The organism is Pseudoduganella sp. R-32 (genome assembly GCF_049913245.1).
Classification (GTDB): domain Bacteria; phylum Pseudomonadota; class Gammaproteobacteria; order Burkholderiales; family Burkholderiaceae_D; genus Rugamonas.
Genome location: NZ_CP183987.1, coordinates 3,589,068 through 3,614,180 on the forward strand (window position 1 = coordinate 3,589,068; position 25,113 = coordinate 3,614,180).

Sequence of the window (25,113 nt, forward strand, 5' to 3'; positions counted from 1 at the left end):
AGTGAAATCGCAGGGAGCATAGCACGTGCCGATATACCGCCGACTGCAGGCGGCTTCGGCTCGCTAAGAAATATGTTTCTGAGAAGGCTATTAGGAGTTGTTAGGCTGGCGGGACGGACTCATGTGTCTTCGGCGCGACCCGGGATATCGGGCAGCTTCGCCGGATTCGTCAAGAGAATCTTTGCAAGCATCTTCTGGGTGTCGGACCACTCAGTTAGACCATTAACGGTTTGCACCAACGCGGCATAAGGATCATCTGGGTTCTGCGTCATGCTTTTCGCCAGGTCGAAGCAAAGATTCTGCACTAAGCTGCACATCAGCATATTCACCGCCGCTTCATGCTTCGACTCCGGCAACCGCTCCAATAGATCAACAAGACCACCAAGCGTCGCGGCCACGTCGATTAGCTTTTCGGGTGTCATATCATCCTCCAGGTAAGTTTCACAGACGTTCGAAACGGCAGATTTCAAGCATGCAGTCTTTCGCTCCACCTGGGCCACCGAAAAGCCCCAATGACAGTGGCCTTTTTCATTTCTGTACTCACGTTCCTACCCACACGGCAATCAGTTCTTGTCTCGGAAGCGCTCGGTCCATTCCATGACCTCCTTAGCCTTGTAAAGCGGCTGGGCGCGGCCGTTCTTGGTTGGCAGCCTGATCGCCTTCGGGAAGGACGGCGTGCAAGCCATCCGCTCGCGCACAACCTGCGGATCGCGCTTCAGGAAGGCTGCAATGGTAGCGATGTCCCAAAGATCCACAGAAAGCGGGATCGGCTGCGGCTTCAAGTGCGTGCTGATCGCCAGCGCCAGCTTGTCAATGAGATCGGCCTCGATCACCTCAGTCGGCGAGATCACGACGGGTTTAGCTCGCAGATTGGCCTTGGCCTGGTCCATTTGCGCCTGAAGTTCGACGGCGCGTAGCGTTGCAGCCTTTCGATCCGCGTCAAGTGATCTAAAGGCTGCAAGGAGCCGAGTTTCCTCGATATCGCTCATTTGGTGCCTCGCTGCTGTTCTTCACACTGTAATTTCGCGACCCTTGTTGCGCACCTCTCGGCAGTTGTTGTGACTGCCGCCCTGGATCAGGCGTAGCTTTGGCGGTTTAGCGGGTTGGTATGGGTATTCCCGCAGCAGTAAGAGTGTATACCTCAACAGCTCAGCCCTTGCCCATTCGGTCATTCCGCGTGAAGCGGCAAGAATACGGGCTTCGCGTGGCGTCAATTCCGTATGCTCTTTCATGGTGCCCTCCGTTCCTGGCTTGTGCGCCAGATAGCATGACCTTCGGCGATGCCGGCGTAGTAGGCATCATCTTCGGCTGTACCAGGCTGGTAAGGGTGCGGTAAGCCTGTGCCGTCAATACGGAAGGCCAATGCGGCATGAACGCCGGCCTTGTAAGGTGTACTGCGTGGGTCGCGTGGCGTATCGAACGCGGCGCGGAAAAGGGTTTCGACTTGGGTGCTCATGATGGCACCCGTTCGAGGAGTTCATTCGCGATGATTTTGACATCTTCCAGGCTCTGTTGAAGCAGCCGAAGTGTGGAATACACGTCTATTTGCGCCTCAGGAAGCATTCGGCAAGCAATCCCAAGGGTGCTACTGATTTGACAGACCTTGAGCGTAAGATCGTTAAAAATATCAACGCTGTCACGTGCGGTGGTCGAGTCTTTGGTTTCACCCTCAGATGTGAGTAGATCTCTGGAACTCATGGCAACCTCCCTTAGTTTTGGCAGGCCGCTCCAGTAAAGGCGGGGGAGCGGCGAATGGTGAGGTGTGAGAAACCGGAGACAAAGATATCCGGCAGGCCGAAGCCTCCCCACCACCGCGCGCTCATTGGAGGTGGTGTATGGACGAAAAAAAGGGCCAATAGGGCCCGCGTCCCCTCTGTCTATTCGGGTTCTCACGCCCGGTCACGTCTTTGTCCGTGACAAGTTCAGCATAGGCCGCGATTGCGGGTTTACAAGGAGATTTTTCGTCTAAGGCAATGGTAACAGGAGTGCCGGTACGATTCCGTAAACAGGAATCGAACCCGGCACTCGAACTCACCCACCGTAATAACTATAGCTTGGTCTTATGTGTGATCCGTATCATCCTGCCGTTGCGGTCGAACAGGACTGCAAGGTGCGCGCCGCTCCCGCCGGCTAGCGTCCCTCGCGAGTACTGCCACTGCAGCAGCTTTGATTCATTCCCCAGCGAACTCTCCGCAGTCTCTGGCCCCAATAGCCGCCTGGCATCGTCTATCGTCGATACTCCAGGCTCCAGGCGGCCCGCCTGCTCGATGTCGAACTTCGTCCCGATTGTCATGCATCCGACCAACAATAAAGTGGCGATGCTTATCCGCGATAATTTGAACACAGGCGCCTCCAAAGTCCGGAGCCACCAAAATGGTCCCGGGCCGGAGCTAATCGGCACCGGGATGGCCACTGCGGTTTTTAGGCCCCCATTTCGCGGCAGTATTCGATGATGTCAGTTGCTGTCAACTCAAAGCAATAACCTTCGAAAATGCTGCCGGAATACCGATCGACAAGCATGTACTCGCCGTGGTCCCAAATGGAGGTATTGATGGTTCGTGATTTGATTGCGCGAAGGCCGATGCGAGCCGCCGCCCGTCGCGCTGCTGCATCGAGGCGCTTCGCCTCTTTCATAGTGGGCTGTGACATTTCAATCTCCTGATCTAGTTGATTAGGAGCGGCGGTCAATACATTCCGGGCACTTGACAGCCTACTCACGACCCTTGCCTCGCCGCGATCAAAACCCACTACTGCGGGTTCAGCCGGAATGCGAGTCGATTATAGGCCGAGTTGAAAAAGTGTGCAGTAATCCGAGGGTTCGGCCCGCCGATGGTATTTGAAGGAACCTTGATTCTTCTCAAAGGGCTGTGCGCTTGCTGGCATACCCTAACCGCATGATCTACTTCAATGCAGCGGTCTATTCGCCCAAGGCGTATGCTCGATTTCGATCCAGCCTGGCAATGGAGCGCTTTGTGTCGGCACCACACAATGCTGGTCGCGCTGCTTCGTTGCGGTGGGCGCGCGCATGGATGCTGGCCGCGAAACGTGAAGAGTCAGCGGGCACCCCATATGTCGCGCCGGCTCCTAAGCTGGTGGCATTTCGCTCTTCGAATGAGCGGATTGTCGCTGCTGTTGACGCCGATCAGTCTTAGATCTGATTCCTTGTGCGTCCTTCCGTGTCACTCCTGTCGCCCGCGAGAAGATCGCCATCACGAGGAAGCGCGGTAGCCCGAAAAACATTGCGGTACGCATGCCGACGTCCAGGCCGAAAGCGTCTCGTGAAAGGAGCGCAAGGGCTACTTTATCCGCTGTGATCTGGTCGATGCGCCTGGTCATGCAAACAGGCTACTCCGACCGGCGAAATTTGCTCACACTTTTGGTTACAGAATTTGTGCGCACTGGTCCGCGTCGGCGCATACTCGGTGCAGGAGATGATCGTGGACTGCGAGCGACCGAATCACAATATGACGGACCTGGCCTGCGCCGCAATTGCCATCGCCGCGAACCAGTCACGTTTGGCCGCTGTTGAATTCCTGTTTGATCGTGGCTGCGCGCCTGAAATGATTGCTCATGTATTGGCAGCGTTCACGCCAGCCCAATGCTCGGAAGGTGCGCAGACGCCTCGTTGAATAATCGATCGAGGCGTGGCGACATATCTTCGGAAGGTAGGAAAACGAGACCGGATTTATGATCTCGCACTCGGATGCTGCCGGCCCGGAATCGAACCTTAGACACCACTAACCCCAATGACACTTAGTCTCTTTGGCTGTTGACTCTTTGGCTAAACCTGACGTATACACTTGTCATTGTGCATGCGAAATTGTGTGAACCTTTGGGAAAATGGTCTGCCCAGAGTGAGCTATGCAGTGCAGAGTTGTGGAAATTCGTGTGTTTTTTGGCCCGCGTAAGATGATATGCTCGTCAGGCACATCTTGGTGATAAGTCGGCTTCCCAGACTTAAGGGATCAGTCAATCGGCTTAACTCACAAACATTAAGTGGGCCATGCTAGTTTGTTTGTGCCATCATTTCATCATGGCGTTCGCTCTTGTTTATTTCTAATAAACTAAGGAGGGTCGCATGTCTCTAGCGTTTGCAGGTCCTGCCGCTTCGTTCGCAAATACAGTCTTTAGTTATTTCAGTCCATCAAAGTCACCGTTCTATGGAGTGATTGCTTTTGGCACTGCTGGATTAATGTTGTCATGCGAAGAGATTGACAAGGCGCTTTGGTGGCCAATCTCAATTCCGATACTGGGAGTACTAGCAGTAGCATATCTATTGTCGCTTCGCGATAGGCCAATTTTTGAGGAGAGTCAGCACGAAGACCAACTGCGTTTTGCGAGAAGCTTTAGCATCTCAAGTGCCTTGCTAGCCATGGTGCTTACTGCGAGATCGGTTGATAAGGAATTAACCGCATTTTGGGGAAATTATGTTGCTTGTTTCACTCAAATCTTAGTGTTTTTGTTATATGCCTGGGCCAGAAGTGCCACTGAAGAGTCGCGGACATTCATTAATTTTGTGCAGTTTGCATTGATTACTACGACTTTTCTCGTTGGTGCCTCATTTGGTTTAACAGAATATGTTGTCCATCTCCCAAAGCCTGATCAAGAGAACAAAAGTAGCGTTGTAGCGTTCCAGTATCTTTATTCAGCAATTGGCCTTTACTGCCTTTGGGGCGCTTGCATTGTCCGATGGTTGAAACATCTTGTGTCCTTGATACATGTTGAAATCCCTCAGCCAACAAAAATAAATTGACGAAATTCATTCGCGCCAGAAATATGTGTGTAACCTTGACGCTTGAGCGATTGCCGCAATGATCAAGTTTAGCTGGTAGCCATCGGGTTCGCTTGAGGGTACGCGGAGCCGTTCTACAAGTTGCTGGCCCTGCCGGCACCGTGACCTGATGGCCTCATGCAGACTTAAATACGGCGAGAACATGCGGCCACTATTCCTGATCTGGGGGCGATTTCACCTTATGGCAGTACGGGAGAAGCAGGAAGGCGATTCAAGCCGATCCTCCATCTTTACAGCCGGATCATTCATAACCTGAAGCAGGTATTCAATCGGGTTGAGTAGTTCGTGCTTGGACATCATTTCTCCTTCTTCGAATAGACTAGTTTGGGTGGTGGGCGTGACGATGCGAATCTGCCTTTCGCTGCGGCCTTCGCCGCTTCTTCAGCGGCCTGTTTCTTACTTTCAGGGTTCTTCTTGGCGTGTGTATACTGGACTGCCGCGATAGCTGCTCGCACCTGCATGTGGGTTGCTTCCGTCCGCCCAAGTGCGATGTCTTTAAGTAGCGTCAGCATGTCGCATTCCCGGATCGGACTCGGCTCAGACTTCGACCGTTTTGGTGCACTGCCGTTTGACTGAGGCTCAGGGTAGGTCTTTACCGCCACCCCTTTTGAAATCTGAGTTTCCGTCGCTTTGGGCTTCCTACCGGCCCCGACACGCACACCACCACGCTTGCTTGGTGTAGCCAGCGTTTGAATCTTGTCGCGTTTGATTTCGTCGGGCCTGGCGTTTGGCTTTCGACCAGCTCCAGGACGGGCGCCCCCGCGCCCATTGGGTTTGTTGGCCATTTTGATTTCCGTGTAGTTTGAATTCCAAGTTGGAAAATAGGGTTTTTTCTCTGAATGGGAGGGAGCGCGGTGTCCACTATGTTTCGATCCGCATTTTTCGACCACCCCCCCTGGGGTCAGTTGTTCCGCCTGTTACTGCGGGCCACGGCAACTGCGGTGCGGGCGGCAATCTGGTCTGCACTCTCACGGTTCGTACCTGCTGGCACGTTGACGGTGATGTTCGTGTGGTTGTGAGTCTCAGCGACCGTCGCGGCATCGGCCTGGAACGTCGGTACAGTGAAGCGCCCAGCGTTTCCCAGAGCGCCGAATGCGTTGCTTCTCATTGTGGGCATCAGCGAGCCCGAGGCGAACGCGCCACCGCTGGCGAACTTCTGCATCACACCCTCAGGCGCGCGCACAGATAGCTTGCCGGCCATATCGCGGGTGATTGGCAGCATGAGCGCCTCGCCACAGTTGCCGATCATCTTGACGGCCAGTTCCCCAGCCTTGTCGCGGTGAAGTGGCATGATGGCCTCGGGACCGGCTTCACCCATAAGGCCGGTCCTACCACCGCGCATCGGGAATACGGTCGGGCTGTTGACGATACCGGGGATGCCGCCATTTGCGAATGGAACGAGATGACCGAGATCAAAGACATTCCCCTTGGCTGATGCGAGCCAATCGAATTCCGCGTAGTCTGCACTTGACCCAACCTTACTGCCGCCAAACAGGCCAAACAATCCGGATGCGTTAGACCCTGTGCCACTTGCGGCGATGCGGGCTAGTGCCGCTGCCGCTCCGTCTGCTGCAACACTCAGTGCAGGAAGTGTGGTTGCCGTCAGCGTACCGATTACCGCGCTGGCCGCCGAGGCAGACGTTGCCATCGCTGAAATCTGCGTTGCGGCAGCCGCTGCTGCGGTCGATGTACCGAACGAATCAGCACCGACACCAGCGGCCTTTGCAACCGCATCAGCCACGCCTTGGCTTTGCGTTGGCGTCCCGCTCTTGCCTCCGAACAGTTGGGCGGTCAAATCGACCACGCCGCTGAGCGGGCCTTTTTCTCCAAATAGCTGCTGCGCGATATTGTGTGAAGCGATCTTCGCAATGTCGGCGGAGATACTGGAGACCATCGCCTTAAAGGCATCCTGGACGCTGGCCGTTCCGCTGGTCAGCTTGTCGAAGAAGGTTTCGAAACCGGACTCGAATACTCCTTCAAACTTTTCGCGCACAAGGTCAGCGGAAGAGGCTAGTTTCTCCACCTCGACTTGCAATTCTTTAGCGCGCTGCACAATTGCGGGATTGCCGGTCTGGGCCGCGACTTGGGCGTAGGCGTCAGCAACAACCTGGAGATCAACCACCGTTTGGGCGCGAGCATCACTTACCGCGCGAAGGCTTTCAAGTTCGGTAATAGATCCATTCTTAGCCGCGATTTGCGCACGGTCTGTGGCGATGGCCAAGTCTGACTGGATACGCGCGCCATCATCCTGCAGCTCATTAAGCTTGCCTTGGGCGATAGCGATCTCGCGCAGCGCGTTAAGGTTGTTCAGTGCGCGCGATCCACGAACTGTCGTAACACCATCAGGATCTGGCTTCCTGTTTGCCTCCGCCAGTTCAGCCTCAAGCTTCTGTCGAAGAGATCGATTCTGCTCATCGAAGCGGCGGGCTGCTGCTTCGCCGGATTTACCTTGCTGCTCAAGAAGCGCGGTGCTGACATCTTCTATGGAACGCTTCAGCTGCTCGTAGGCATAGGCCTGATCTTGGATGTCCTTGATGGCCTGGATGCCGGCCTTCTCTTGCAGGTTTACCTTCTTCTCGATCAACTCCTTGATCTTGGCCTCGTTCTGCGCTTGTTCATTCGCGTCCTTGGCCTTGCGCCCGCGCAGCAGTTCGATTTCCTTGGTGATGTTGGCCTGTTCTGCTGCGAGTGCTTCATCGGCTGCGCCTTTGCGGGCGGCGTAGTAATGCGCGATGGAGATCAGGTCTTTCTGGTAGGCGTCTTGCAGGAATTCGTTTCGCTCGTTCAGGAGTTCGCGTTCGCGGTCGTTCATGCGTTCGAACTCGCGCAGTTGTGCGGCCAGCTTGGCTACTTCGGGATCTTGGCCGGAACCTGCCAGGCGAGGTGCTGCAGTCTTCTGCCTGGCGAGTGAATCCGTAATCTCGGATGGGATGAAACCATCACGCTGCTGCCCTTTGTTAGGGTCAAGGATATCGGCGGTAAGTTTATCGACTTCTGCCCGCGCAGCCTCTGCATCGGCGCGCATGGATTCTCCTATGTTGAAGACTGCCTTGAAGTCGAGTTGGCCAAGCGCGGCTAGCTGCGCGGCGATGCCGCCGATCTCATTGCCTACCTGTTTGAATACATAGCTCGTGTTGACGCCCAGCACACTGATGGCCTCGACAACGGTGTTGATTGCCTTCCCGACGCCACTGAATCCGGCACTACTCTCCTTCACCTCCAGAATTTTTTCGGCCAACAGTTGGAGCGTTGGCAGGAGTTCGGCGGATATCTGATTTCCAGCAGCACCGGAGAGGAGTTTGATCTTTTCCAGGGTGTCGTTAAACTCGTCAGCCTTTTGCGCGAGGTCTTGAGTCACGCCGGAATACTTCTGGAAGTATTCGATGTTTTTGCGCAGCGCGTCACCGCCATCATTCAGCAGTGGGATCATGTCAGCGCCAGCTTTGCCGAACAGGCGTAGCGCAATCGCGGCCTTCTCGGGACCATCTGCGTAGTCCTGGAACTTGTCGGCTACTTCGGCAATAACCTTGTCAGCGGTTTTCAGCCTTCCGCCAACGTCCTGTACGGAAATGCCTAGCGCCTTGAATGCGTCAGCACTTTCCTTGTTGCCGGATGCCGCCTCGGCAATGGACTTATTTAGCTTGCCAGCCGCCGCCGAAGCAGTTTCAAGATCACCACCGGCCTGTGCAGCAGCGAAGCCAATACCGCCCAGAACATCGACAGCAACGCCAGTTTTCTTGGACAGGTCATTCAGGTGGTCGGCGGCATCAATCGAATTTTTTACAATCGCCACTAGGCCGGCAGCAGAAATACCAACGCCGAGGGACGCAAGTGTCCCACTCACGCCCTTGAATGCGGCACCAATCCCGCCCGCCGACTTCTGTGCAGACGCCTGAATCTTATTCATGGCGTCCACAAACTTGGCGTAGTGTGCCTCGATGTCAATGCTCAGTAATGGCATGGCTATTCCTTAATGCTTCGTATGCGTTGCATACTCGCTGAGGGCTTGCGTGTATGGGGTGCAGTCTTCCGCAAAGTAGGTCTGCAGCCTTACGCTTTGTGGGCACATCTCTTGAATGAATTCCACGACGCGTTCAAGCGTTTGATACCAGACCAAAACAGGCTTCGCGTCTTCCAGATAAAGGATCGCCATCGCCACCGCGTTGGCAGGTGGGGAATAGCCCTCGATCCTCGCTAGACGGCTGCTCTTGACTACCATGTCTTCAAGTTCAAGCATCGCTTCTCCTGTTGAATAATTACCCGTCGCTGTGACGCCCCACCCACGGGTACTACCGATCTCTCGGCAGGTGCTACCTCGCAGTGTGCTAGAGGTCTCGGGTCAGGTACATGCCCGGTCGATACTTGCCGATGTGCGATTTATGCCCATCTAACGCACGAAGGCGCTCTTCCAATTCGACTACCCGTTGTTCGAGTGCGTCAGTGCGGCTGATCGCATTGCGCTGGATGTACGCCTTGATGTTTGTGATGACCTGTTCGGTCAACGTGTCGAGATTTTTGTTCATGATGTTCTCCGATTAATAGCTCACGTTGGTCATGACGACGACAAATGGTCTGCGCATCTGCCAGTTCGTCCAAAGCGTTCCACGGAACGCTGCGCAGTTCACTTGGAATAGCGAGATCATGTTGGTCGCAGTGCCGGCTGCAGAATTGTTGGTCGGGTTGTCCAGCATCTCAAGCGAGCCCTGGTCGAAGACTTCCACCTTTGCTGCACCTTCATCGATGAAGGTGACTTGGCTTGCATCCAACAGCACGATGTGTGCGAGCGCCGGGCTCCCTGGCTCTGGCAGGTTGCCAGTAACGAGAACCGGAACGCCTTTCAGTGTCCCTCCAAGGACCGAGATTTGCGGGTAAGCCAGGGCGCCAGAGGTATCACGCAACGAGCTGAGCGAGATCGCGGTTTCCGGCCTCACGATCCATGTCGCGTTCAACGCATCGCTACCGGCGCTCACCAGCATTTGCAACATGTTCGTGAGATCGGCATCGACTTGGGCGAACGCTGCGCCAGTGGATGCTAACGATGGGGCACCGTAGGTTACGGCTGCCGGCCTTTCCTCGGCGATGCCTGCATTGCTCGGGTCCAGGAATGCGCGGTCCATCGCTTGGACGCATGCTGCGGCCAGGTCTTCCGCCATCACGGCATCTGCTTGGGGCGAGCTGGAGCGAAGGATTTCTTTGTCGAATACGCCCATGCCGCAAACCTTCAGTTCGTTCATGACTCCGCCATCGAGGTCCAGCTTGCTAAGGCGGATTGGCTTACCCTGCCCAACAAATTCAGCAGCCGATTCGCCACGGTTGGTCAGAATTCGGCAGAGTGGAGGAACTCGGCGAGCCGCAGTCAGGCGACCAAGTATAGTTCGCGGCCTTACTGCTGCGGAGAAGTCCACTGCGACCGCTGTTGAAGCGTAGTCAGTCGTCGTCAGGGCGGTAGCAATGGCCTTGCAGTCGGTTGCAACGGCTTCGGCATCAGCCCAGTTCTGAGCCATCGCATAGCACGCTGCTGTTTCTGGTGCGCCTTTGCCTACATACGCCGCCCGGACGTAATGCGCGACAACATGTCGTTGAACCTTGCTCATTTCTGTTCGCCCTCCTGATTGATTGGTAGTTCCATTGTGGGCGAAGGTTCAGAATCTTGCTGTCCTCGCGAGGAGAGAGTGTTTAAGCGCTGCCAAACTTTTTGTTCGCATTGCGTACTCCCTGCGACCGCCGATATCTTCAGATGGTCGCGGCATAGGCTGGTCTTTTCCTTGGACGACAGCCAAGTCAAGATAGAAAATGCCAGAAACTTCTCGAACGCATAATCGCGTGGGAGATCGTGAATCACGGCGTGCGCCCAGGAGCCCAGCGCCAGCACTCGATCCTCACGAAGCAGCAGGTCAAACGCCTTTTTTGCTGGTGCGGTACAGAGGCCGAAAATGTCATGCAAATTCATCGTCGCTTCTCCATTGCTTCACAGTTGCTTCCCTCGTTCGAATGAGTTCGGTTGCGTTCGCGTTTCATCGGCGTTACGTCCACGGTCACGCCAGCTATCGCCACGTCACACCAGCGCCAGCCATCGGAATTCCGGCGGAACTGTTGCGGGTTTCCGGCGGAATTCCGTCTTCGTTCCGTTCTGGTTCCGAGTTGTTCGGTAACGCTCTGGAAACGCTTGGTGCGTTAGCTTTCCCTTGGTTGTCATGCTGGTGTCCATAGGGACAGGTGAGGGACATGCCGGCTGCTTCGTCGCGTGGCTCACGCGTGGTGACGCGTCAGGGACGCGTGACTGCTCCGTTAGTACTCCGGTAGCGTTCATGGAGTGATCCGGTAGTGCCGCAAACTGTTCGGGGCTCGGTTCGAAAGGGCCAGCAAAGCCCCTTCGATGGGCCTTCGATGCCCCCGGTTCAAGCTGGCGCTTCTTCATTTCGCATCGCCCGCATCGCGATGGCCGCTTGAAGCTTCAACAGAAATTCGTCCTCCTGCTGTGACAATACGTCTTGCTGTTGCAACGCTGCGATCATCATCTTGGCGCAACTGCAGATCACCGACTTGTCTCGTTCCATGGCAACCTGAAGTTGTGCGCGGATCGAGTCGGCCTTCGGGCCTTTCATTGGCCTGCTGCGTGGCTTGATGCTATTCGCGGCGCGCAGCATGAATGCAGTGGTGACCTGACCGGCAGTGTCCTTGGCGGTAGCGACGGCAGTCTCGAAGTGTTCGTCGGGCATGGCTGCGAGTTGCTGCCAGCGGGAGGATTGGTCGCGGGTTATGCCGATGTCGGAAAGTGTTGGTGTGGGTGTCGTATCATGCGACACCCTAGTGTGCTGATTTACATTTCCGACATTTGTGGCGCGCTCGCCGCGATCAGCGGCGTCGCGCAGCATCTCACCAGCCTTACGCTCGGCGCGCACTTTGATTTCCGTGGCCCACTGGATCATTTCGGTGTCTTTGGCTTGGCGGGCGTATGCAGCCATGGCTTCTGCTTTGTCGCGAATGTCCTTCACCTCGTCAATGCGCCGGCATTCGGCTAGCGCATTGCGGGCGGTTTCGTAGCGTGTAAGGTGATTCATGTCGATCCAGACCACGTTGCTGTTCATGATCGTGTCCCGGTTTGGAACTGGTCCTAATTCGGGACAGGTGTCCTGATCCAGGATTGGCACAGGCTGTTGACCTGCTGGATGCTTACCCACCCTTGGAGATGGCGTATCTAGAACAGACTACGTTTGCCGTAGTGCTATCCCTCCTGATTAGCGCCGGATAGCTACGTCTCACGTAGTTAGGGCCATTCCATACACTACGCCTCACGTAGCAATGCCGGTTTTTGAACTACGGCTGACGTATTAAGGTCGTCAATTTGGCCGACCCCTGATTTCATGAACGCGCTCCGCTTGAATCCACTTGCCGCCCCCCAGTCATAGCCGTGATGCTCGTTAAGTGTTCGCCACGTCACCGCGTACCAGGCCGCCTTATTTGGCCTGCCGCCTCGTCTAGTCAGATAGATGAACCCCAGCGCCAGCAACTGCTTTTTCGCGCGGTTGATTACGTCCGGGGACTTCCAGCCACGACGCTCCATGTGCTTCGCGCACAACACCAGACGTCCGTTGTTATTCTTTACGAACTGGCGGGCCAATTCGTAAAGCAAGGATCGCGACGTGTGCGAGAGTTGAAGGTATGCAGGGCAGTCCATCACTATCCATGGGATCGCAACAAACCCGCCGGGATCACGATCTTTATCGACGCGCCCCGCTGCCTTATCGGCCATGTGCGAGCCTCACTCTTTCAACCAGGCGCGAACTTTCTTCCGGTCCGCGTCCGTGAGGCTGAACTTGCCAGCCCGGCATGTGCCGCCATCGCGGTTTAGCAGCGTGGTCATTTCGCATGGAATCGATAAGCCCTTGCTGCGCATCGCGTAGATCAACGCAGTGACGTTTGACACGCCGGCCCCGATTGATATCGCCATTGAGGTAACAGGACCCTGCAGGAGCATCCTATAGGCACGGCGCCAACGCGGGCTCATAGCACACCTCGCTCGATGCGCTTTTGTAGAACGCGGCAGAATCCTCGAACACTGGCGTGCGTCTCGTCTGTACAGGCTTCGGGTAACAGCGGCAGTAGGGCCTGATAGACGCAATCCTGGCCTGCGATCTTGGCGAGCACCTGCACCATTGCTGCGTCGGCGCGGTGTTCTCCTTCAATGGTGGCTTGGGCGATGAGTGAGTAGCTCATTTGGCGCCTCGCTTGTTGGTTTGCTTCTCTTCCAGGCCCTTGCGCCAATCGGCAGCGGCCTCTGTGCTAATCAAGGTGCGGCGACCAATCTTCATAATTCGCGGACCGGTTCCGTTTCGCCACATCTTATGCAGCAGAGCGCGTGATATCCCATGTGCTTCGCAAAAGTCAGGGATGTCCAATACTGGTTTTTCGTTCAAATCCTTCATGCCTTTCGTTCTCCGAAAAATGCGCGAGCGCGCAGCGTCACGCACGCCGGGGTGGGTGCGATGACTGAAGTGCCATGCCGATTAGATGGCTGCGTGCGGAGCGAGAGACATGGATCTTTTAACCGTGATCCAAGATTTGATTTATTAGAGAAGCGCCCCGTTTGCGATTTATTATTCTTGGCTACCCGTGTGTTTACCGGGAGTGATTAAATTATATGTACGATTTTGGAAACGTGCAGTGATCGTGCCGACTCTCCAGCACAGTTTGGGCGGTTGTGGACGTTCCTTAAGCTGCCTGTGATGCGTGGCACACTTTGCGCGTCACTGTGGGGCGAGAACTTTTTATTGCGGAAGTTGTTGATCTTTTTCGTGGCTCAGAAGTGCTAAGCCAATGTGCGAATCGGTATGTCGTAGATCTTGAGGTTGGCGAATTCTTCGGCCTTTAGATCACGAGTTTAGCCAGCGCTGATGCCGCTACGTCGCTGCGGAGGTGGCCGTAGTGCTTCTCGATCATGGCAACGCTGGTTCCGCTGATCTGTGCGACTGTGAGCAGGTCAAGCCCGCTTGTCACCAAGTCGGTGATCACGGAGTGCCGCAGTGTGTATGCGGTCGTCGCATCCGGTAATCCCGCCGACTTGGCCGCGTCTTTGATTGGGTCTTTCCACGCGTCTTTGTTCCATGCCTTGCCATCAGAGCGCGAGAGCAGGGGCGCGGCAGGCAGTTTGTCCTTCGCGGCTTCAACCAGGACATCAGCCACCTGTCTGGGGAGGACAATCCGCCGCTGACCGCCATGCTTGTCCTGGCCGACCTTGAGTTCCCCAATGCGCGTATCGAAGTCACCGACAACGAGCGCGGCTAACGCGCCAGGGCGCAAGGGCAGGGCGCATAAACACCGCAGGAACGCTGCCAGATCGCGAGGGGCGGCCTTAACGAAGGCCCGGCGCTGCTCCATATCCAGGTAAAGCGAGCGGCGCTGTGCGACGTTTTTGAATGATTTAAGCGCCTCGCGCCAAGCAAAATCAGTGATCACGGCTCCGTCTTTGTAGGCCAGGTTTAAGGCGGCGCGGACGGCAGCCATGTCTCGGTTTACCGAATTTTTTGACCTGGCTACCTGAGTGCCATCGCGTGATTTCTTCGGCGCTTTCACGAGCCGCTGCCGGTATGCCTTGACGTCTGCCCGATCAAGTTTCGCCAGCTCGATTTCGCCGATCGGGTCTTTCTCAACCCAGCGCCGATACCGTCCGGCTAGGTCTTCGGCTGCGGCATCGCCGCTTTCTTGGCGCGCATGTTCGACATAGGCATCACACGCATCCAGTACGGTGCGCCGGGTCGTCGTTCCGCCCTTGCCAAGGTGTTGAAACCATTCATCAGCCAGAGCGACAGCGCGGGAGTAGCGTTCGTGTGCTGGGTACTCATCAAGAGCGCCAAGGCCGCGCGTCAGTTGATCGCCTGATTTCAAACGATACCGGGCATGCCAGTTGCCCGACGAATCCGGGGTGCGGCGATACCCGACGAATTGTCCGTCGGAACGCTTTGACCAGTAAGGTTCCTTGCGCGGGCTAAGTGCTTCGCGAGATGAAACTGTATCGATCTTCGTAGCCATGCTGGACTCCAGTCCGGAAAAAGTCCGGAAAAGTGGCGTAAATCCCGATGCACTTCCATCAACTTTCGTGCGCACTTCCCCTATGAGACTTAGTTTACCTGAGTATCCGGAAGTGTTGGAATCTGGCATTCACACTGCAGGGGTCACAAGTTCGAAACTTGTACTTCCCACCAGAAATACTCAAACAGATCAAGGGCCTGCGAAATCACTTCGCAGGCCTTTTTTGTTTGGTGTGGAAAAAGTGTGGAAAAATGATTCCCGCCGCTTTTTGCGGCTCGTAAAAAGGGTGTCGGCGGACACCCTCCCGCTGTCTCAAGAAGTAGAGACATTCGAGCCCCGAATGTTGCCGCCAGTGCGAATACCAGTCGGAGTGTCGCGACTTACCTCGGCACACGGCAGGCCAAGCGAATTGAGTGCCCAATTCGGCCGCCCGCTTTTGCATCAGTGGCCCAAACATCACAAGCGACGGCGCGCCCGCAGCGCGAAACATGAAGTACTGCTTCCACGATTTCAGGTGGCGCACCCGGCCTCGGAACCGACGTCAGCTAACAGGAATGCATGCCGGTGAAGATTGGGCGCGCTCCGGACCCTCTATATCAACCAGGAACTCGAAGATTTCGTGACAGTCATAACCTTGATGAACAAGGAACGTCCAAGCTCGAAGGGAGCCCGCGAAACGGTTGACGATAGCAGCTTGGGCCGCGGCGTCAGCGGCAATACTGGAGACCTGCATGGTGATTTCTTTCGTGGGCCGGCGGGGCAAGGCCGACGATCAGAGAAGCGCTGCAGACAATTAGGCAGCGTCGACAAATTCTCACACATTTTCACAGGCGCGGCGATACGCGCCTTGATTGATGATGCAAATTTACAACTACAGTGGCATCTTTGGTAACAACCGAAATCATCGGACGAGATTTAATTTCGATAGCCCGCAGACTTAGAAGAGTGGCAATCTAAGAGACTTTTTCAGATGAGCTACAACACAGATCATGCCGCAAACGGCCAGCGGCAGACGCAAGTGGTCTCAAAGCCTGCATTGGCTCTAGTGTCCACTCGCTCCATCTCCGACCGACTCACCGCAATATAGGCACGGGTCGCCGCAATTGACTCGACCGCCGCCAAGGCATCACTTAAGGTCAAGGCTTCCCTACTTCTGGACCTTCCATGGGTGTATTGCTTTCTATTCGTTGGGTGAATGAAACGCTACAATTCCAGAATTGCATTTATAGAAACTCCGCGTGAAAATCGAAACCCCTTTGCTCGTTCCCGTGCTGGCCGCACTGCCGGTATCGGCCTGCATGGTCATTCTGGGACTGCCCGCCGTCAATGATCACTATATCGTAGCTTTTCGTACGCTGTTCCTGGTCGCCTGCCTGCTATGGCTTATTCCGCTGACGCTGCTTCAGCGGGCCATGTGGCGTCGCGATTGGTCCTGGCTGCGCATGGGATCGATACTGCTGGCGGCCACCTATGCCATGGCGATTACGAACGCCTTTCTAGGACAAAGCTTTGGTATCGCGATAGGACGAGAGACGGGCTACCAATGGGAATATCTGGCACGGGGCCTGGATAGCTGCTGGCTGGCACTGGTCGCGTTCTGTGCGGTCCATGCGGTGGCGGCCTATTACCTGTCGCTGCAACAGGTTCGCCTGCATCTGGCCGAGGCGCAAAGCGCCGCCCGCGATGCCGAACTGCGCGCGCTGCGCCTACAGGTCAATCCGCACTTCCTGTTCAACTCCCTTAACGCGATCTCAGCGCTGGTGTCGGCCCAGTCCAATCGAGAAGCCAACCGCATGCTTGCGTGCGTGGCCGACTTCCTGCGTGCCACCCTGGCCCATGATGGCCGTCATGAGCATGCGCTGGCCGATGAGCTGGCCCTGCTCGACGCCTACCTGGCCATTGAAAAAGCACGCCTCGGCGAGCGCCTACGCCTGACGATGAAAACTGGCCCAGACCTGCTGGGCAGCGTCGTGCCTTACCTCATGCTGCAGCCGCTGGTTGAGAATGCGATCCGCCACGGCATCGCGCCGCTCGCCACGCCCGGCCAACTCGATATTTTGGTCGAGCGCATCGGCACGCGCTTGCTGATCGGCGTGCTGAACGACGGCCAGCCCGCGGCGCACAAGGGGAGCGGCATCGGCCTGGCCAACGTCCGGGAACGCCTGCGCCACCTATACGGCGCCGAGCAAGAGGTCGATGCAGGTTGGCGTGCGGACGGACGCTTCCACGTGCACATTTCGATTCCGCTGCGCGCGAACGAGGTGGCGGCATGAACATCAGAGTGGTGATCGTCGACGACGAGCCGCTGGCCAGGCTGGCGGTCAAGGTCAGGCTGGCGCAGCGCGGGGCGTTCGAGCTGGTGGGTGAATTCGGTGACGGCGACAGCGCTTACCAAGGGATTGTGACACTGAATCCCGACTTGGCGTTCGTCGACGTCGAGATGCCGGGCAAGAGCGGACTCGACGTGCTTGCCGCACTGCCGCCGGCGCAGCGGCCGATGTCGATCCTGCTCACCGCCTATGAAGGCTTCGCGCTGCAAGCGTTTGAACTGGCCGCCATCGATTACCTGCTCAAGCCGGTCGATGACGAGCGCTTCGACGAAGCCCTGGAGCGCGCGCAGCAGGCGTTTCCCTATCGCTGCCAAAGTCGTGCCGCAGCACCGGTGGCCATGGCGATGCGCAGCTTCAGCGTGCGTGTGGGATCGCGCACGGTGCTGGTGCCGGTGGCTGATGTTGAGCGCATCGAGGCCGACGGCGACTACGCCTCCTTGCATGCGAAGGGCAAGAGCTGGCTAGTGCGGGAGCGCCTGCAGAATCTGGCCATGCAGCTCGATCCGCGTCAGTTCCACCGCGTGCACCGCTCGTCCATCGTACGGCTGGACACGATCGCCGAACTGCGTTCGCTAACCAACCGGGACGCCATGCTGCGCCTGCGCGACGGCACGGTGCTGCGAGCCAGCCGCTCCTATATGCCGGCGCTGACGGAAGCGTTGCAACAGCTCAAAACAAACACCGATTCGTAGTCCAAACTGGAGGAATGCATGTTAAGTAGCAAGAAGCTTGGTTCAATGGCCCTGTTGGGCGCGTTATGCTCGTCGCCCGCCTTGGCGGCGAAGGACACCCCGTTGAGCGCGTCCGATCGCGCCGCTATCGTGCAGACGCTGGCGGCGAAAATCAACGCGAATTACATTGATCCAACGCGGTCCGCACAGGTTGGCAGTGCGATCATCAGGAAAAATGCCGAAGGCGGATATGCTGCCGCCACCAGCGCAACGGCGCTCAGTGCGGCGCTAAAGCAGGACTTGCGCGAACTCAGCGGCGACATGCATTTCAGCGCCGGGCGTTACGAGGGCTTCACGGAATCCAGCGGTCCCGAGGAGCCGCCGAGCCACGCCCAGATTGACGAATGGCGTAACGCGGCCGCGCGGCGCGGCTATGACATCGAGAAGATTGAACGCCTCCCCGGCAACGTCGGCTACCTCGAGCTGCGCCGCTTTGCCGGTGTGGAATTCGTCGGCCCGGCCCACACGGCGGCGATGTCGCTCTTGGCGGGCACGGATGCGCTGATCCTCGACCTGCGCCGCAACGGGGGCGGCTCACCGGCCGGCGTGGCTTACCTGATGAGTCATTTCCTACCGGCGGGCGACGTGCACCACCTGACCGATATCTATGATCGCCAGACCGACACGACGCGGCAGATCTGGACCATGCCGTCGATCGTACAGCGTTACGACAAGCCCGTATATGTGCTGATCTCCGCTCGGACAGGTTCCGCAGCGGAGGACTGCGCCTATAACTTCCAAGCGCTGAAGCGTGGCACCCTGGTCGGCGAAACCACCATCGGCGCTTCCAATCCCGTTAGCTGGTTCAGTTTGGGACACGACATCGCGGTCTCGATCCCGACGGCGCGCGTGATCAATTTCGTCACTAAAACCAACTGGGAGCATGTCGGCGTGAAACCGGACGTAGCCGTGCCCGCAGCGCAGGCGCTGCAGGCGGCGCATGTCGCCATCCTGCGCAACTTGGTGTCATCCGCCAAGGAGGGCGACGAGCGCACGGAACTGCAACGCCTTCTCACCATGGTGGAGAAGGGAGAAACTGAGAAGCCAGTCTACACCCTCAAGGGGGAGCGTTAATCTTCGCATTATTGGTTCACACTGCAGGGGTCGCAAGTTCGAAACTTGTACTTCCCACTAGAATTCTGCGATCAAAACAAGGGCTTACGAAGTTCGTAGGCCCTTAGTCTTTCCCAGTCCGGAAAAAGTCCTCAACGGCCCATCGGCGCGATCATCGTGGCAACCGCTGGTACTGCTCGACCAGGTCCACAAACCGTTTGTGGCCATGTACGCCGATCCAAGCCCACATTGCCTCCACCTCCGAGCGATTATCCTCGTAGTAGCGCCTGTTGAATGCGAGCCAGAAATGGTGAACGCGGAGCGGCGTCCCTAAACGCACCAACTGTTTGCCAAATGTCGCTCCGATGAAGGCATCCATCTGCGTAGGAGAGACCATCGTGGCTGCATAGCCGTCAATTCTTCCGCGTACCAGCTTTTCCAGATTGCGCGCGCCGTCCTGTGCGCCATCATCGACCTTCGCTCCCTGTTTTCTCAACTGCTCCGCGAGCGTTGCGCCATTATTCATGCCCAGCCGGTGGTTAATAAAGTATGAGTTCGGATCAGTGTCCGAAGGAATCCCGTCGCCGGCACGTACAAAGACGACGGTGTACATCGGGATAGCGCGCTTGGCGTCGAGCTCGCCTTCGTGGGATTGGGGCAGCGCGTAGCGAATGAGATCGCTGTCGCTGGCATCCATCAGCATGGCGTCGATAACAGCGTTGCTCAACGCTTGACGCAGGCGTAACGGAGGCAACCGGACCGAAACCACCGTGCAACCGGCCGATGCAGCGATGTCGCGAACCAGCTGCACCGTTGCCCCAGGGTTGGGTGCTTCGACACTGCCGGCACCCAGGAAATAGGGCGGGCGGTGCAGGTTCACATAGCCCAGCTTTATAGGCATGCAGGCGCACCTGGCATGACCGAATGCCAGCAATATTGCCAGGAAGGTCAAAACGCGGGCTGTGCGCATATCCGAGCTCAGCTGATTCTGGAATCCATTGTATTCCAATATGAAATCAACTCTATGCTTTTGGAGATGTCTTATGACAACTTAGTCAATTATGTTGTCCAAAAAATCACCAAAAAATCACCAAAGAATCACATGCTTTGGTGATGTGCGGCCCCAATCGTCCCCGGTATATTTTGCTTCGCGCTTGCCAACATTGACAAATCTGAACAGTCGGTTGGCCTGCCGTTCCCTCGTTGCGTTTTGTTCGTGGCAGCACATTCCGATTAGGTGGTGCACATCATGGCGGAAACACTCAAAAGCAGAACAGTCCGCGTAGTGCAGGGCTTGCAGGAAGGGGCGGAGTTCTCCCTCGACCCGGGTTTTCCCTGCGTGATCGGTTCGGACCCATCTTGCACGGCCGTCTTGCTGGATGAGAATGTAGCTCCAAGGCATTGCCTGCTGTCGATCGATGACCGCATCGTGCGCTGCACCGCGCTGGAAGATTCCGTGCGTATCGGTACCAGCACGCTGGAGGCGGGCGCGACAGCCAGGGTTTTTGATTACCAGACCATTGAAATCGGCAACGCATCGTTCGCGGTGCGGCCGGCAGATGAAGAGTGGGAAAAGGGCCTGGCCAAAGCGGGCTCGCTGTGGGCGAGTTTTGCGCCGGGTGGAAGCATGCGCAGTCCAGGTCGTTTGCTGAGCAGCGCGATCCTGGTCGTCATCGGATTCGCCGCCAGCCTGAGCCTGGCCTACGCCATGATGTCACCGGACCGGACGGAAATGACGGAGGCCCGTACGCGCGAGGCGCAGCAATGGCTCAAGTCGGTAGCGCCGGTGGGCAGTCAATTGCAGCTGGAAGTCGACAGTGATCACCAGCTGTCGGTGTCGGGCTACGTCAATACCATTTACCAGCGCGACCTGCTTGCCATGTCGCTGCACGATTCCGAATACCAGGCGCGCAGCGACATCCACGCCACCGAAGAGATCGTGGCCGCGGTAGCGCGCCTGGCCCGGCTGGAAGGCATCAGCTGCCTCGCCAAGGATGCCGGCGCCGGCATCGTCAGCTGTGCCAACGAAGTGGATACCTCCGAGGCTGCGTCCAAACTGACATCGCTGGCGCAGCAGGTGCCGGGCTTGAAGGCCTTGAACGTGCAGGTGAAAAAAGGTGAGCCTATTGCGCCGCCCGACCGGGAGGTCGCGGAAGCTGCCCCGCCTGCCGCGTCGGCCGTGGTGGCGATGGAGGCGACGGTTGCTCCGCTGCGGATGTCGAAACGCTTTTCATCGATTCTGATTTTGAAAAAGAACAAGTGGCTGATTGGCGCATATGGGGAGAAATTCGCGGAAGGCGATGAGTTCAACGGTATCCGGATCGTCAAGATTGAATTGGACCAGGTCGAGTTTCAAAAAGGCGACCGGCACTACATTTTCCCGCTGGCGGCACTGCAATGAATACTCTTCCCCAAGACGATGTGCTGCCACCAAGCGAGTTTGCCACGCGCCTGCTGGCCGATAGAAGCGGCGTCGTGTGCGCCGAATACCGGCGCGTGATGGAGCAGGCCGCCGCAACCGGGGCCGAGCGTTTGCGGCACCCCCTTGAGCAGCGCGAATATGCGGCAACCAGGGCACTGGTCGAGAGTGCCGCTGTTTCGGTCGAGGTCTTGCAGAACATCTGGGACAGCATGCATTTGAATGCCCGATAGCGAAACGGGAACCATGCAGGATTGCACCGCCTCAGCCCAGCTGGAGGCGGAGGTAGCAGGAAGCGGGGTGATGCTGGGAGAGCAGCTGATGCGATGTTTCTTAACCTTTCACGGAGATAAAAATGTCAAACGGATTTGATGGTGCAATTTCAGGTGCAGGCGGTCTGTTGCAAGCTGCGTTCGACGGTCTGGCGAATCTGCCGGATGCGAAGAAGGATCCTGCCGGATTCGCAACTGGCATGCAAAAGGTCGCGCTCTCGATGCAGGTCGCCAGCACGGCGCAGAGCGCAGTCTCCGAAACGATCAAGGCGTTCGGCGAAGGCACCAAAGGCGCTGCTCACAATATTTCGTAAGCGCTGGCGCGCTGATGCGATATGAGTACATGGAGATTGGAATGTCTGATTTGGAAAAATTGAATATCTTTTCTCCATGTGTTCTACAGCGCATTGCCGAGATCGGGTTCCTGGCAAGCGAGTATGGGTTTCACGAGAAGGCCGAGCAGATTTTCCTGGGCATGGCCCTGGCAAAACCCGATAGTTCGGCGCCTGCGGTCTCCCTGGCGGTGGTGCATGCGCGGAGCGGCCGCCTGCAGGACGCCATCAACGGATTGAAGCATGCTGCCGGGGTTTTTCCCGCCAGTGAAATGGTGAAAGCGATGCTTGGCGCATTCCTCGTGGAAGCCAGGCAGGATGGCGCACTGGAACTGTTCGAAGCCGTGCTTGCCAGCAGACAGGAGCCGGGCGCCGTGAATATTGTCGAATGCTGGCTGGACCAGGCGCGCAAGCTGAAAGAAGAGGGCGCGGCGCGCAGGACCGATACGGGGTCCCTGGCATTTTTCCGTCATCACAACATACGGCCCTAGTGACCAAGGAGAAAACATGGATCTTACCTCCCTCTCATCGCTGCAGGCCTTGCAGTCGTCGACGCAGGCCGGTGCCAACGGAGCGCCAGCGCCGGACCAGGCCTCCGTCAGCCGCTTTCAGCAACTGCTCAGAGAGCCGCAGTCGTCCACCCTGGCGGCCGACGGGCCGGGGGATGCTTCGCAACTGATCCGCAGCCAGAGCGAAAACATGTCGTCGATGTGGAGCACCGCGCAAGATGCGGTGGAAAACCTGTTGAAGAAAGATGGCGATCTTTCGATGAAGGACGTATTGCAGCTCCAATATGACATGGTCAAGACGTCGGCGGCCTTTGAAGTAGTGTCTAAGGCGGCGGGGATGACGGAGAAAGGTGCGGAGTCCCTGTTCCAGCGCAATTGACCTTGAAACCGTCCATGGAAAACAACCATATGTCGACCCGATATGATCGGCGCCTTGCTTATGCACTGCTCCTGGCGGGCCTGCTGTTCCTCTCCGGCTGCGAGCAGGCCGTGTACAGCAACCTGTCCGAGCAGCAGGCCAACGATGTTCTGCTGACCTTGCTGAAAGGCGGTATCAGCGCCGAGAAGCGTGCTGGCGAAAAGGGTTACAGCATCTGGGTCGACAGCGCCAAGATGGCGCCAGCCATCAGCCTGCTGAATTCGAACGGACAACCGCCGCAGCATTACGCGGACATGGGTGAAATCTTCGCGCGTAACAATCTGATTTCGTCCCCCACGGAAGAACGCATCCGTTTTACCTATGGGACTGAGCAGGCGATCGCCAAGACCCTGTCGCAGATCGACGGCGTGCTGAGCGCCCGTGTGCACATCGTGCTGCCGTCCAACGATCCGCTGGCGTCGCCGGTCAAGCCGTCTTCTGCCTCCGTGTTCCTGAAATATCGGTCCGATATCAATATGAAGGCCGTGATCCCTGAGGTGAAGGAACTGGTGATCCGCAGCGTGGAAGGGCTGACGGTGGACAAGGTGTCGGTCAGCCTGTTCCCGGCGCGTGCCACCGGCACCACTTCCGACCAGGTGCCGACGGCACGGTTCTTCGGCGCGATCGTCGCCAACTCCAGCGTGGCAACACTCTGGACCATGATGCTCTTGCCCTGGATCGTGGTGGCGATCCTGCTGATACTCCTGCTGAATGCGGCGCACTTGCGCAGCTGGCTCAAGGAAAAATTGGCAGCACGGGGGGCGCCGGCACGCGGCGACGGTCGGGAACGTCCAGCGCGCCAGAGGGAACGGGCATGAGCGCCGTCACGCTGGAGGCATCACCACCTGGCTTCACAGACGCTGCCAAGGCCGATAGCCCCGCTGGCGATACGCCTGGCCTCACCTGGCAGCCGCTGGTGCGGGACCGCGCTTTCGATCTTCGGCTTCGTTTCAATCTGTTTCCAGCAACCTATGCGCATGCCAGCTGGATCGCCCGCCTGGGCCGGCATCTTCCGCTTGCCGATGGACTCGATGCTTCTCCGTTCTGGCTGCGCCGCCTGTCCCTGGCGTTGCTGCAGGCGTGCCAGCTGGACCAGGACTTTGATTTCGACTTTTCCGAGCCCATGAAAAGCATCGCCTTGCTGGATGCAGCGGTGCTCGAACGCTGCGCAAGATTGATGGCCGGCTTGCTGGTGCGGGACCAGATCAGGCATGCGGTGCTCGGCGCCGACATGATGGCGATCGAACGCACGCTGGGTCGGGAGGCGCATCGGTTCGCGCTGGGATGGACTGCGCCGCTTCCGGGGCTTGGATACGTCTTCCATCCGCGCGGCGCCGCATTTCCGGACAACGAAGCCTGGACCCGGCGCGCGGTGGGCTTGGCCGGCGCCCTGCTGGGTGATGCGTCAAGGGCAACGCTGGCTCGCATGCAGTTCAGGTTTCCTTGCGACTGGACTAGCCTCCAGCGGCCGGTCTTGGAGGAGCATGACCGCACCAGGTTGGCCGCGCTCTTTGTCGCCGTTCTGAACAAGGCGGCGCCGGAACATGCGTGGCTGTTCGCGGCGCCTGGGAGGACTGCGCAATGATGATATTGATGGATCGCGGCAAGCTCGCCAGCGCCGATGGAAAAGTCATCAAGGCGAACGATTTCGCGCAGCTGGCCACCGCGCAGGAGACGCTGGCCGAGGCCAGCCGGCGGGCCGCCGAGATCGTTGCGCTGGCGGAAACGCAACGCGAGGCCGCGATTCGGCAGGGACGCGAGCTTGGCATCGAACAGGGGCGCGCGGAGTATGCGGCATCGATGGTCGAAGCCACCGCAAGAATGGATTCGTCGTTCATCTGCCTGGAGGCGCGGCTGGTCAAAACGGTGATGGACGCGTTGCAGGCCATCCTGCACGAGATTGGCGACCGCACCGTGATGGAACGTCTGGTGCGCCGCACGATAGCCAATTCAAGCCGGAAGAATTCCTTTCGCCTGATCGTGGCGTCGCAACAGTTCGACACCGTCAATGCGCTGCTGTCGTCCGTGCTGGCCGAGTTCCCCGAGATTGAATTTGTCGACGTGGTGCAGGATCCCGCCGGCGTGCCGGGGATGTGCGTGCTGGAGAGCGAATTCGGCATCGTTGACGCCAGCCTCGATACGCAGCTCGCGGCGATACGCGCGGGCCTGACCCGGGCATTCGTCGGCAAGCGGCGCGCCGGCCCGGTCGGTCAATGAGGGGCGGAGCG

31 protein-coding genes are annotated in these 25,113 nt (G+C 57.6%); 13 read left to right on the forward strand and 18 right to left on the reverse strand.

Annotated features, from left to right (window positions below; genetic code table 11):
- Positions 1-119 precede the first annotated feature (119 nt).
- The 6 genes from ACN9MU_RS16525 to ACN9MU_RS16550 form a co-directional block, all read right to left on the reverse strand.
- Complete coding sequence (locus ACN9MU_RS16525; protein ID WP_426343079.1) at positions 120-422, reverse strand: hypothetical protein; 303 nt, start codon at positions 420-422, stop codon at positions 120-122.
- 141 nt (positions 423-563) lie between these two features.
- Entirely contained in the window at positions 564-989 is a 426-nt protein-coding gene (locus ACN9MU_RS16530) for a hypothetical protein (protein WP_426343080.1), read from the reverse strand.
- 21 nt (positions 990-1,010) lie between these two features.
- Positions 1,011-1,232 carry a hypothetical protein gene (locus tag ACN9MU_RS16535; RefSeq protein ID WP_426343081.1) on the reverse strand — a complete coding sequence of 74 codons (222 nt, stop codon included), beginning with the start codon at positions 1,230-1,232 and terminating at the stop codon, positions 1,011-1,013.
- The gene (locus ACN9MU_RS16540; protein WP_426343082.1) at positions 1,229-1,456 is read right to left on the reverse strand and encodes a hypothetical protein; all 228 of its coding nucleotides are present in this window, start codon (positions 1,454-1,456) and stop codon (positions 1,229-1,231) included. The genes ACN9MU_RS16535 and ACN9MU_RS16540 overlap by 4 nt, the downstream gene beginning before the upstream one ends.
- A complete protein-coding gene (locus ACN9MU_RS16545) occupies positions 1,453-1,698 on the reverse strand; it encodes a hypothetical protein (protein ID WP_426343083.1) in 246 nt (81 codons plus the stop codon). The genes ACN9MU_RS16540 and ACN9MU_RS16545 overlap by 4 nt, the downstream gene beginning before the upstream one ends.
- Positions 1,699-2,421: 723 nt before the next feature.
- The gene (locus ACN9MU_RS16550; RefSeq protein ID WP_426343084.1) at positions 2,422-2,649 is read right to left on the reverse strand and encodes a hypothetical protein; all 228 of its coding nucleotides are present in this window, start codon (positions 2,647-2,649) and stop codon (positions 2,422-2,424) included.
- 815 nt (positions 2,650-3,464) lie between these two features.
- On the opposite strand from ACN9MU_RS16550, the gene ACN9MU_RS16555 reads away from it, so the two are divergent.
- The gene (locus ACN9MU_RS16555) at positions 3,465-3,629 is read left to right on the forward strand and encodes a hypothetical protein (protein ID WP_426343085.1); all 165 of its coding nucleotides are present in this window, start codon (positions 3,465-3,467) and stop codon (positions 3,627-3,629) included.
- A 449-nt stretch (positions 3,630-4,078) separates the two neighbouring features.
- On the forward strand, positions 4,079-4,753 hold the full coding sequence (locus tag ACN9MU_RS16560; RefSeq protein ID WP_426343086.1) for a hypothetical protein: 675 nt from the start codon (positions 4,079-4,081) through the stop codon (positions 4,751-4,753).
- 335 nt (positions 4,754-5,088) lie between these two features.
- Here the strand turns inward: ACN9MU_RS16560 and ACN9MU_RS16565 are convergent, their stop codons facing one another.
- From ACN9MU_RS16565 to ACN9MU_RS16615, 11 genes are all read right to left on the reverse strand, one after another.
- The gene (locus ACN9MU_RS16565; protein ID WP_426343087.1) at positions 5,089-5,577 is read right to left on the reverse strand and encodes a hypothetical protein; all 489 of its coding nucleotides are present in this window, start codon (positions 5,575-5,577) and stop codon (positions 5,089-5,091) included.
- Positions 5,578-5,693: 116 nt separating this feature from the next.
- On the reverse strand, positions 5,694-8,753 hold the full coding sequence (locus tag ACN9MU_RS16570) for a phage tail tape measure protein (protein ID WP_426343088.1): 3,060 nt from the start codon (positions 8,751-8,753) through the stop codon (positions 5,694-5,696).
- Between the two features lie 9 nt (positions 8,754-8,762).
- Positions 8,763-9,029 carry a hypothetical protein gene (locus ACN9MU_RS16575; RefSeq protein ID WP_426343089.1) on the reverse strand — a complete coding sequence of 89 codons (267 nt, stop codon included), beginning with the start codon at positions 9,027-9,029 and terminating at the stop codon, positions 8,763-8,765.
- An 88-nt stretch (positions 9,030-9,117) separates the two neighbouring features.
- On the reverse strand, positions 9,118-9,315 hold the full coding sequence (locus ACN9MU_RS16580) for a hypothetical protein (protein ID WP_426343090.1): 198 nt from the start codon (positions 9,313-9,315) through the stop codon (positions 9,118-9,120).
- Between the two features lie 12 nt (positions 9,316-9,327).
- On the reverse strand, positions 9,328-10,386 hold the full coding sequence (locus ACN9MU_RS16585; RefSeq protein WP_426343091.1) for a phage major capsid protein: 1,059 nt from the start codon (positions 10,384-10,386) through the stop codon (positions 9,328-9,330).
- Positions 10,383-10,742, reverse strand: a complete 360-nt coding sequence (locus ACN9MU_RS16590) for a hypothetical protein (RefSeq protein ID WP_426343092.1) — start codon at positions 10,740-10,742, stop codon at positions 10,383-10,385. Before ACN9MU_RS16590 ends, ACN9MU_RS16585 begins: the two co-directional genes overlap by 4 nt.
- A 448-nt stretch (positions 10,743-11,190) precedes the next feature.
- The gene (locus tag ACN9MU_RS16595; RefSeq protein ID WP_426343093.1) at positions 11,191-11,880 is read right to left on the reverse strand and encodes a hypothetical protein; all 690 of its coding nucleotides are present in this window, start codon (positions 11,878-11,880) and stop codon (positions 11,191-11,193) included.
- Positions 11,881-12,077: 197 nt separating this feature from the next.
- Positions 12,078-12,545: a hypothetical protein gene (locus ACN9MU_RS16600; protein ID WP_426343094.1), complete on the reverse strand. Its 468-nt coding sequence runs from the start codon at positions 12,543-12,545 to the stop codon at positions 12,078-12,080.
- A gap of 251 nt (positions 12,546-12,796) precedes the next feature.
- Positions 12,797-13,009 carry a hypothetical protein gene (locus ACN9MU_RS16605; RefSeq protein ID WP_426343095.1) on the reverse strand — a complete coding sequence of 71 codons (213 nt, stop codon included), beginning with the start codon at positions 13,007-13,009 and terminating at the stop codon, positions 12,797-12,799.
- Entirely contained in the window at positions 13,006-13,218 is a 213-nt protein-coding gene (locus ACN9MU_RS16610) for a hypothetical protein (protein ID WP_426343096.1), read from the reverse strand. Before ACN9MU_RS16610 ends, ACN9MU_RS16605 begins: the two co-directional genes overlap by 4 nt.
- A 442-nt stretch (positions 13,219-13,660) precedes the next feature.
- Positions 13,661-14,821: a tyrosine-type recombinase/integrase gene (locus tag ACN9MU_RS16615; RefSeq protein WP_426343097.1), complete on the reverse strand. Its 1,161-nt coding sequence runs from the start codon at positions 14,819-14,821 to the stop codon at positions 13,661-13,663.
- Positions 14,822-16,059: 1,238 nt separating this feature from the next.
- On the opposite strand from ACN9MU_RS16615, the gene ACN9MU_RS16620 reads away from it, so the two are divergent.
- Genes ACN9MU_RS16620 through ACN9MU_RS16630 form a run of 3 tightly spaced genes read left to right on the forward strand, consistent with a single transcriptional unit; the run spans position 16,060 to position 18,956 of the window.
- Positions 16,060-17,094 carry a sensor histidine kinase gene (locus tag ACN9MU_RS16620; protein WP_426343098.1) on the forward strand — a complete coding sequence of 345 codons (1,035 nt, stop codon included), beginning with the start codon at positions 16,060-16,062 and terminating at the stop codon, positions 17,092-17,094.
- Entirely contained in the window at positions 17,091-17,843 is a 753-nt protein-coding gene (locus tag ACN9MU_RS16625; RefSeq protein WP_426343099.1) for a LytR/AlgR family response regulator transcription factor, read from the forward strand. Before ACN9MU_RS16620 ends, ACN9MU_RS16625 begins: the two co-directional genes overlap by 4 nt.
- 18 nt (positions 17,844-17,861) lie before the next feature.
- The gene (locus ACN9MU_RS16630; protein WP_426343100.1) at positions 17,862-18,956 is read left to right on the forward strand and encodes a S41 family peptidase; all 1,095 of its coding nucleotides are present in this window, start codon (positions 17,862-17,864) and stop codon (positions 18,954-18,956) included.
- Between the two features lie 151 nt (positions 18,957-19,107).
- Here ACN9MU_RS16630 and ACN9MU_RS16635 read toward each other — a convergent pair whose 3' ends face one another.
- Positions 19,108-19,836 (reverse strand): hypothetical protein, encoded by a 729-nt coding sequence (locus ACN9MU_RS16635; RefSeq protein WP_426317924.1) that lies wholly within the window; start codon positions 19,834-19,836, stop codon positions 19,108-19,110.
- A gap of 348 nt (positions 19,837-20,184) precedes the next feature.
- Here ACN9MU_RS16635 and ACN9MU_RS16640 point away from each other — a divergent pair, with 348 nt between their 5' ends.
- From ACN9MU_RS16640 to sctL, 8 genes are all read left to right on the forward strand, one after another.
- The gene (locus ACN9MU_RS16640; protein ID WP_426343101.1) at positions 20,185-21,336 is read left to right on the forward strand and encodes an FHA domain-containing protein; all 1,152 of its coding nucleotides are present in this window, start codon (positions 20,185-20,187) and stop codon (positions 21,334-21,336) included.
- Positions 21,333-21,587, forward strand: coding sequence for a hypothetical protein (locus ACN9MU_RS16645; RefSeq protein ID WP_426335751.1), 255 nt, complete (start codon positions 21,333-21,335; stop codon positions 21,585-21,587). The genes ACN9MU_RS16640 and ACN9MU_RS16645 overlap by 4 nt, the downstream gene beginning before the upstream one ends.
- A 122-nt stretch (positions 21,588-21,709) precedes the next feature.
- Positions 21,710-21,940: a hypothetical protein gene (locus ACN9MU_RS16650; RefSeq protein ID WP_426161444.1), complete on the forward strand. Its 231-nt coding sequence runs from the start codon at positions 21,710-21,712 to the stop codon at positions 21,938-21,940.
- A gap of 14 nt (positions 21,941-21,954) precedes the next feature.
- Positions 21,955-22,449, forward strand: coding sequence for a tetratricopeptide repeat protein (locus ACN9MU_RS16655; protein ID WP_426343102.1), 495 nt, complete (start codon positions 21,955-21,957; stop codon positions 22,447-22,449).
- A gap of 16 nt (positions 22,450-22,465) precedes the next feature.
- A complete protein-coding gene (locus tag ACN9MU_RS16660; RefSeq protein WP_426343103.1) occupies positions 22,466-22,846 on the forward strand; it encodes a hypothetical protein in 381 nt (126 codons plus the stop codon).
- Between the two features lie 14 nt (positions 22,847-22,860).
- Complete coding sequence (gene sctJ / locus ACN9MU_RS16665) at positions 22,861-23,703, forward strand: type III secretion system inner membrane ring lipoprotein SctJ (RefSeq protein ID WP_426317928.1); 843 nt, start codon at positions 22,861-22,863, stop codon at positions 23,701-23,703.
- Positions 23,700-24,470: a SctK family type III secretion system sorting platform protein gene (locus ACN9MU_RS16670; RefSeq protein WP_426343104.1), complete on the forward strand. Its 771-nt coding sequence runs from the start codon at positions 23,700-23,702 to the stop codon at positions 24,468-24,470. Before sctJ ends, ACN9MU_RS16670 begins: the two co-directional genes overlap by 4 nt.
- Positions 24,467-25,102: a type III secretion system stator protein SctL gene (gene sctL / locus ACN9MU_RS16675; protein WP_426343105.1), complete on the forward strand. Its 636-nt coding sequence runs from the start codon at positions 24,467-24,469 to the stop codon at positions 25,100-25,102. The genes ACN9MU_RS16670 and sctL overlap by 4 nt, the downstream gene beginning before the upstream one ends.
- Positions 25,103-25,113: the final 11 nt, after the last annotated feature.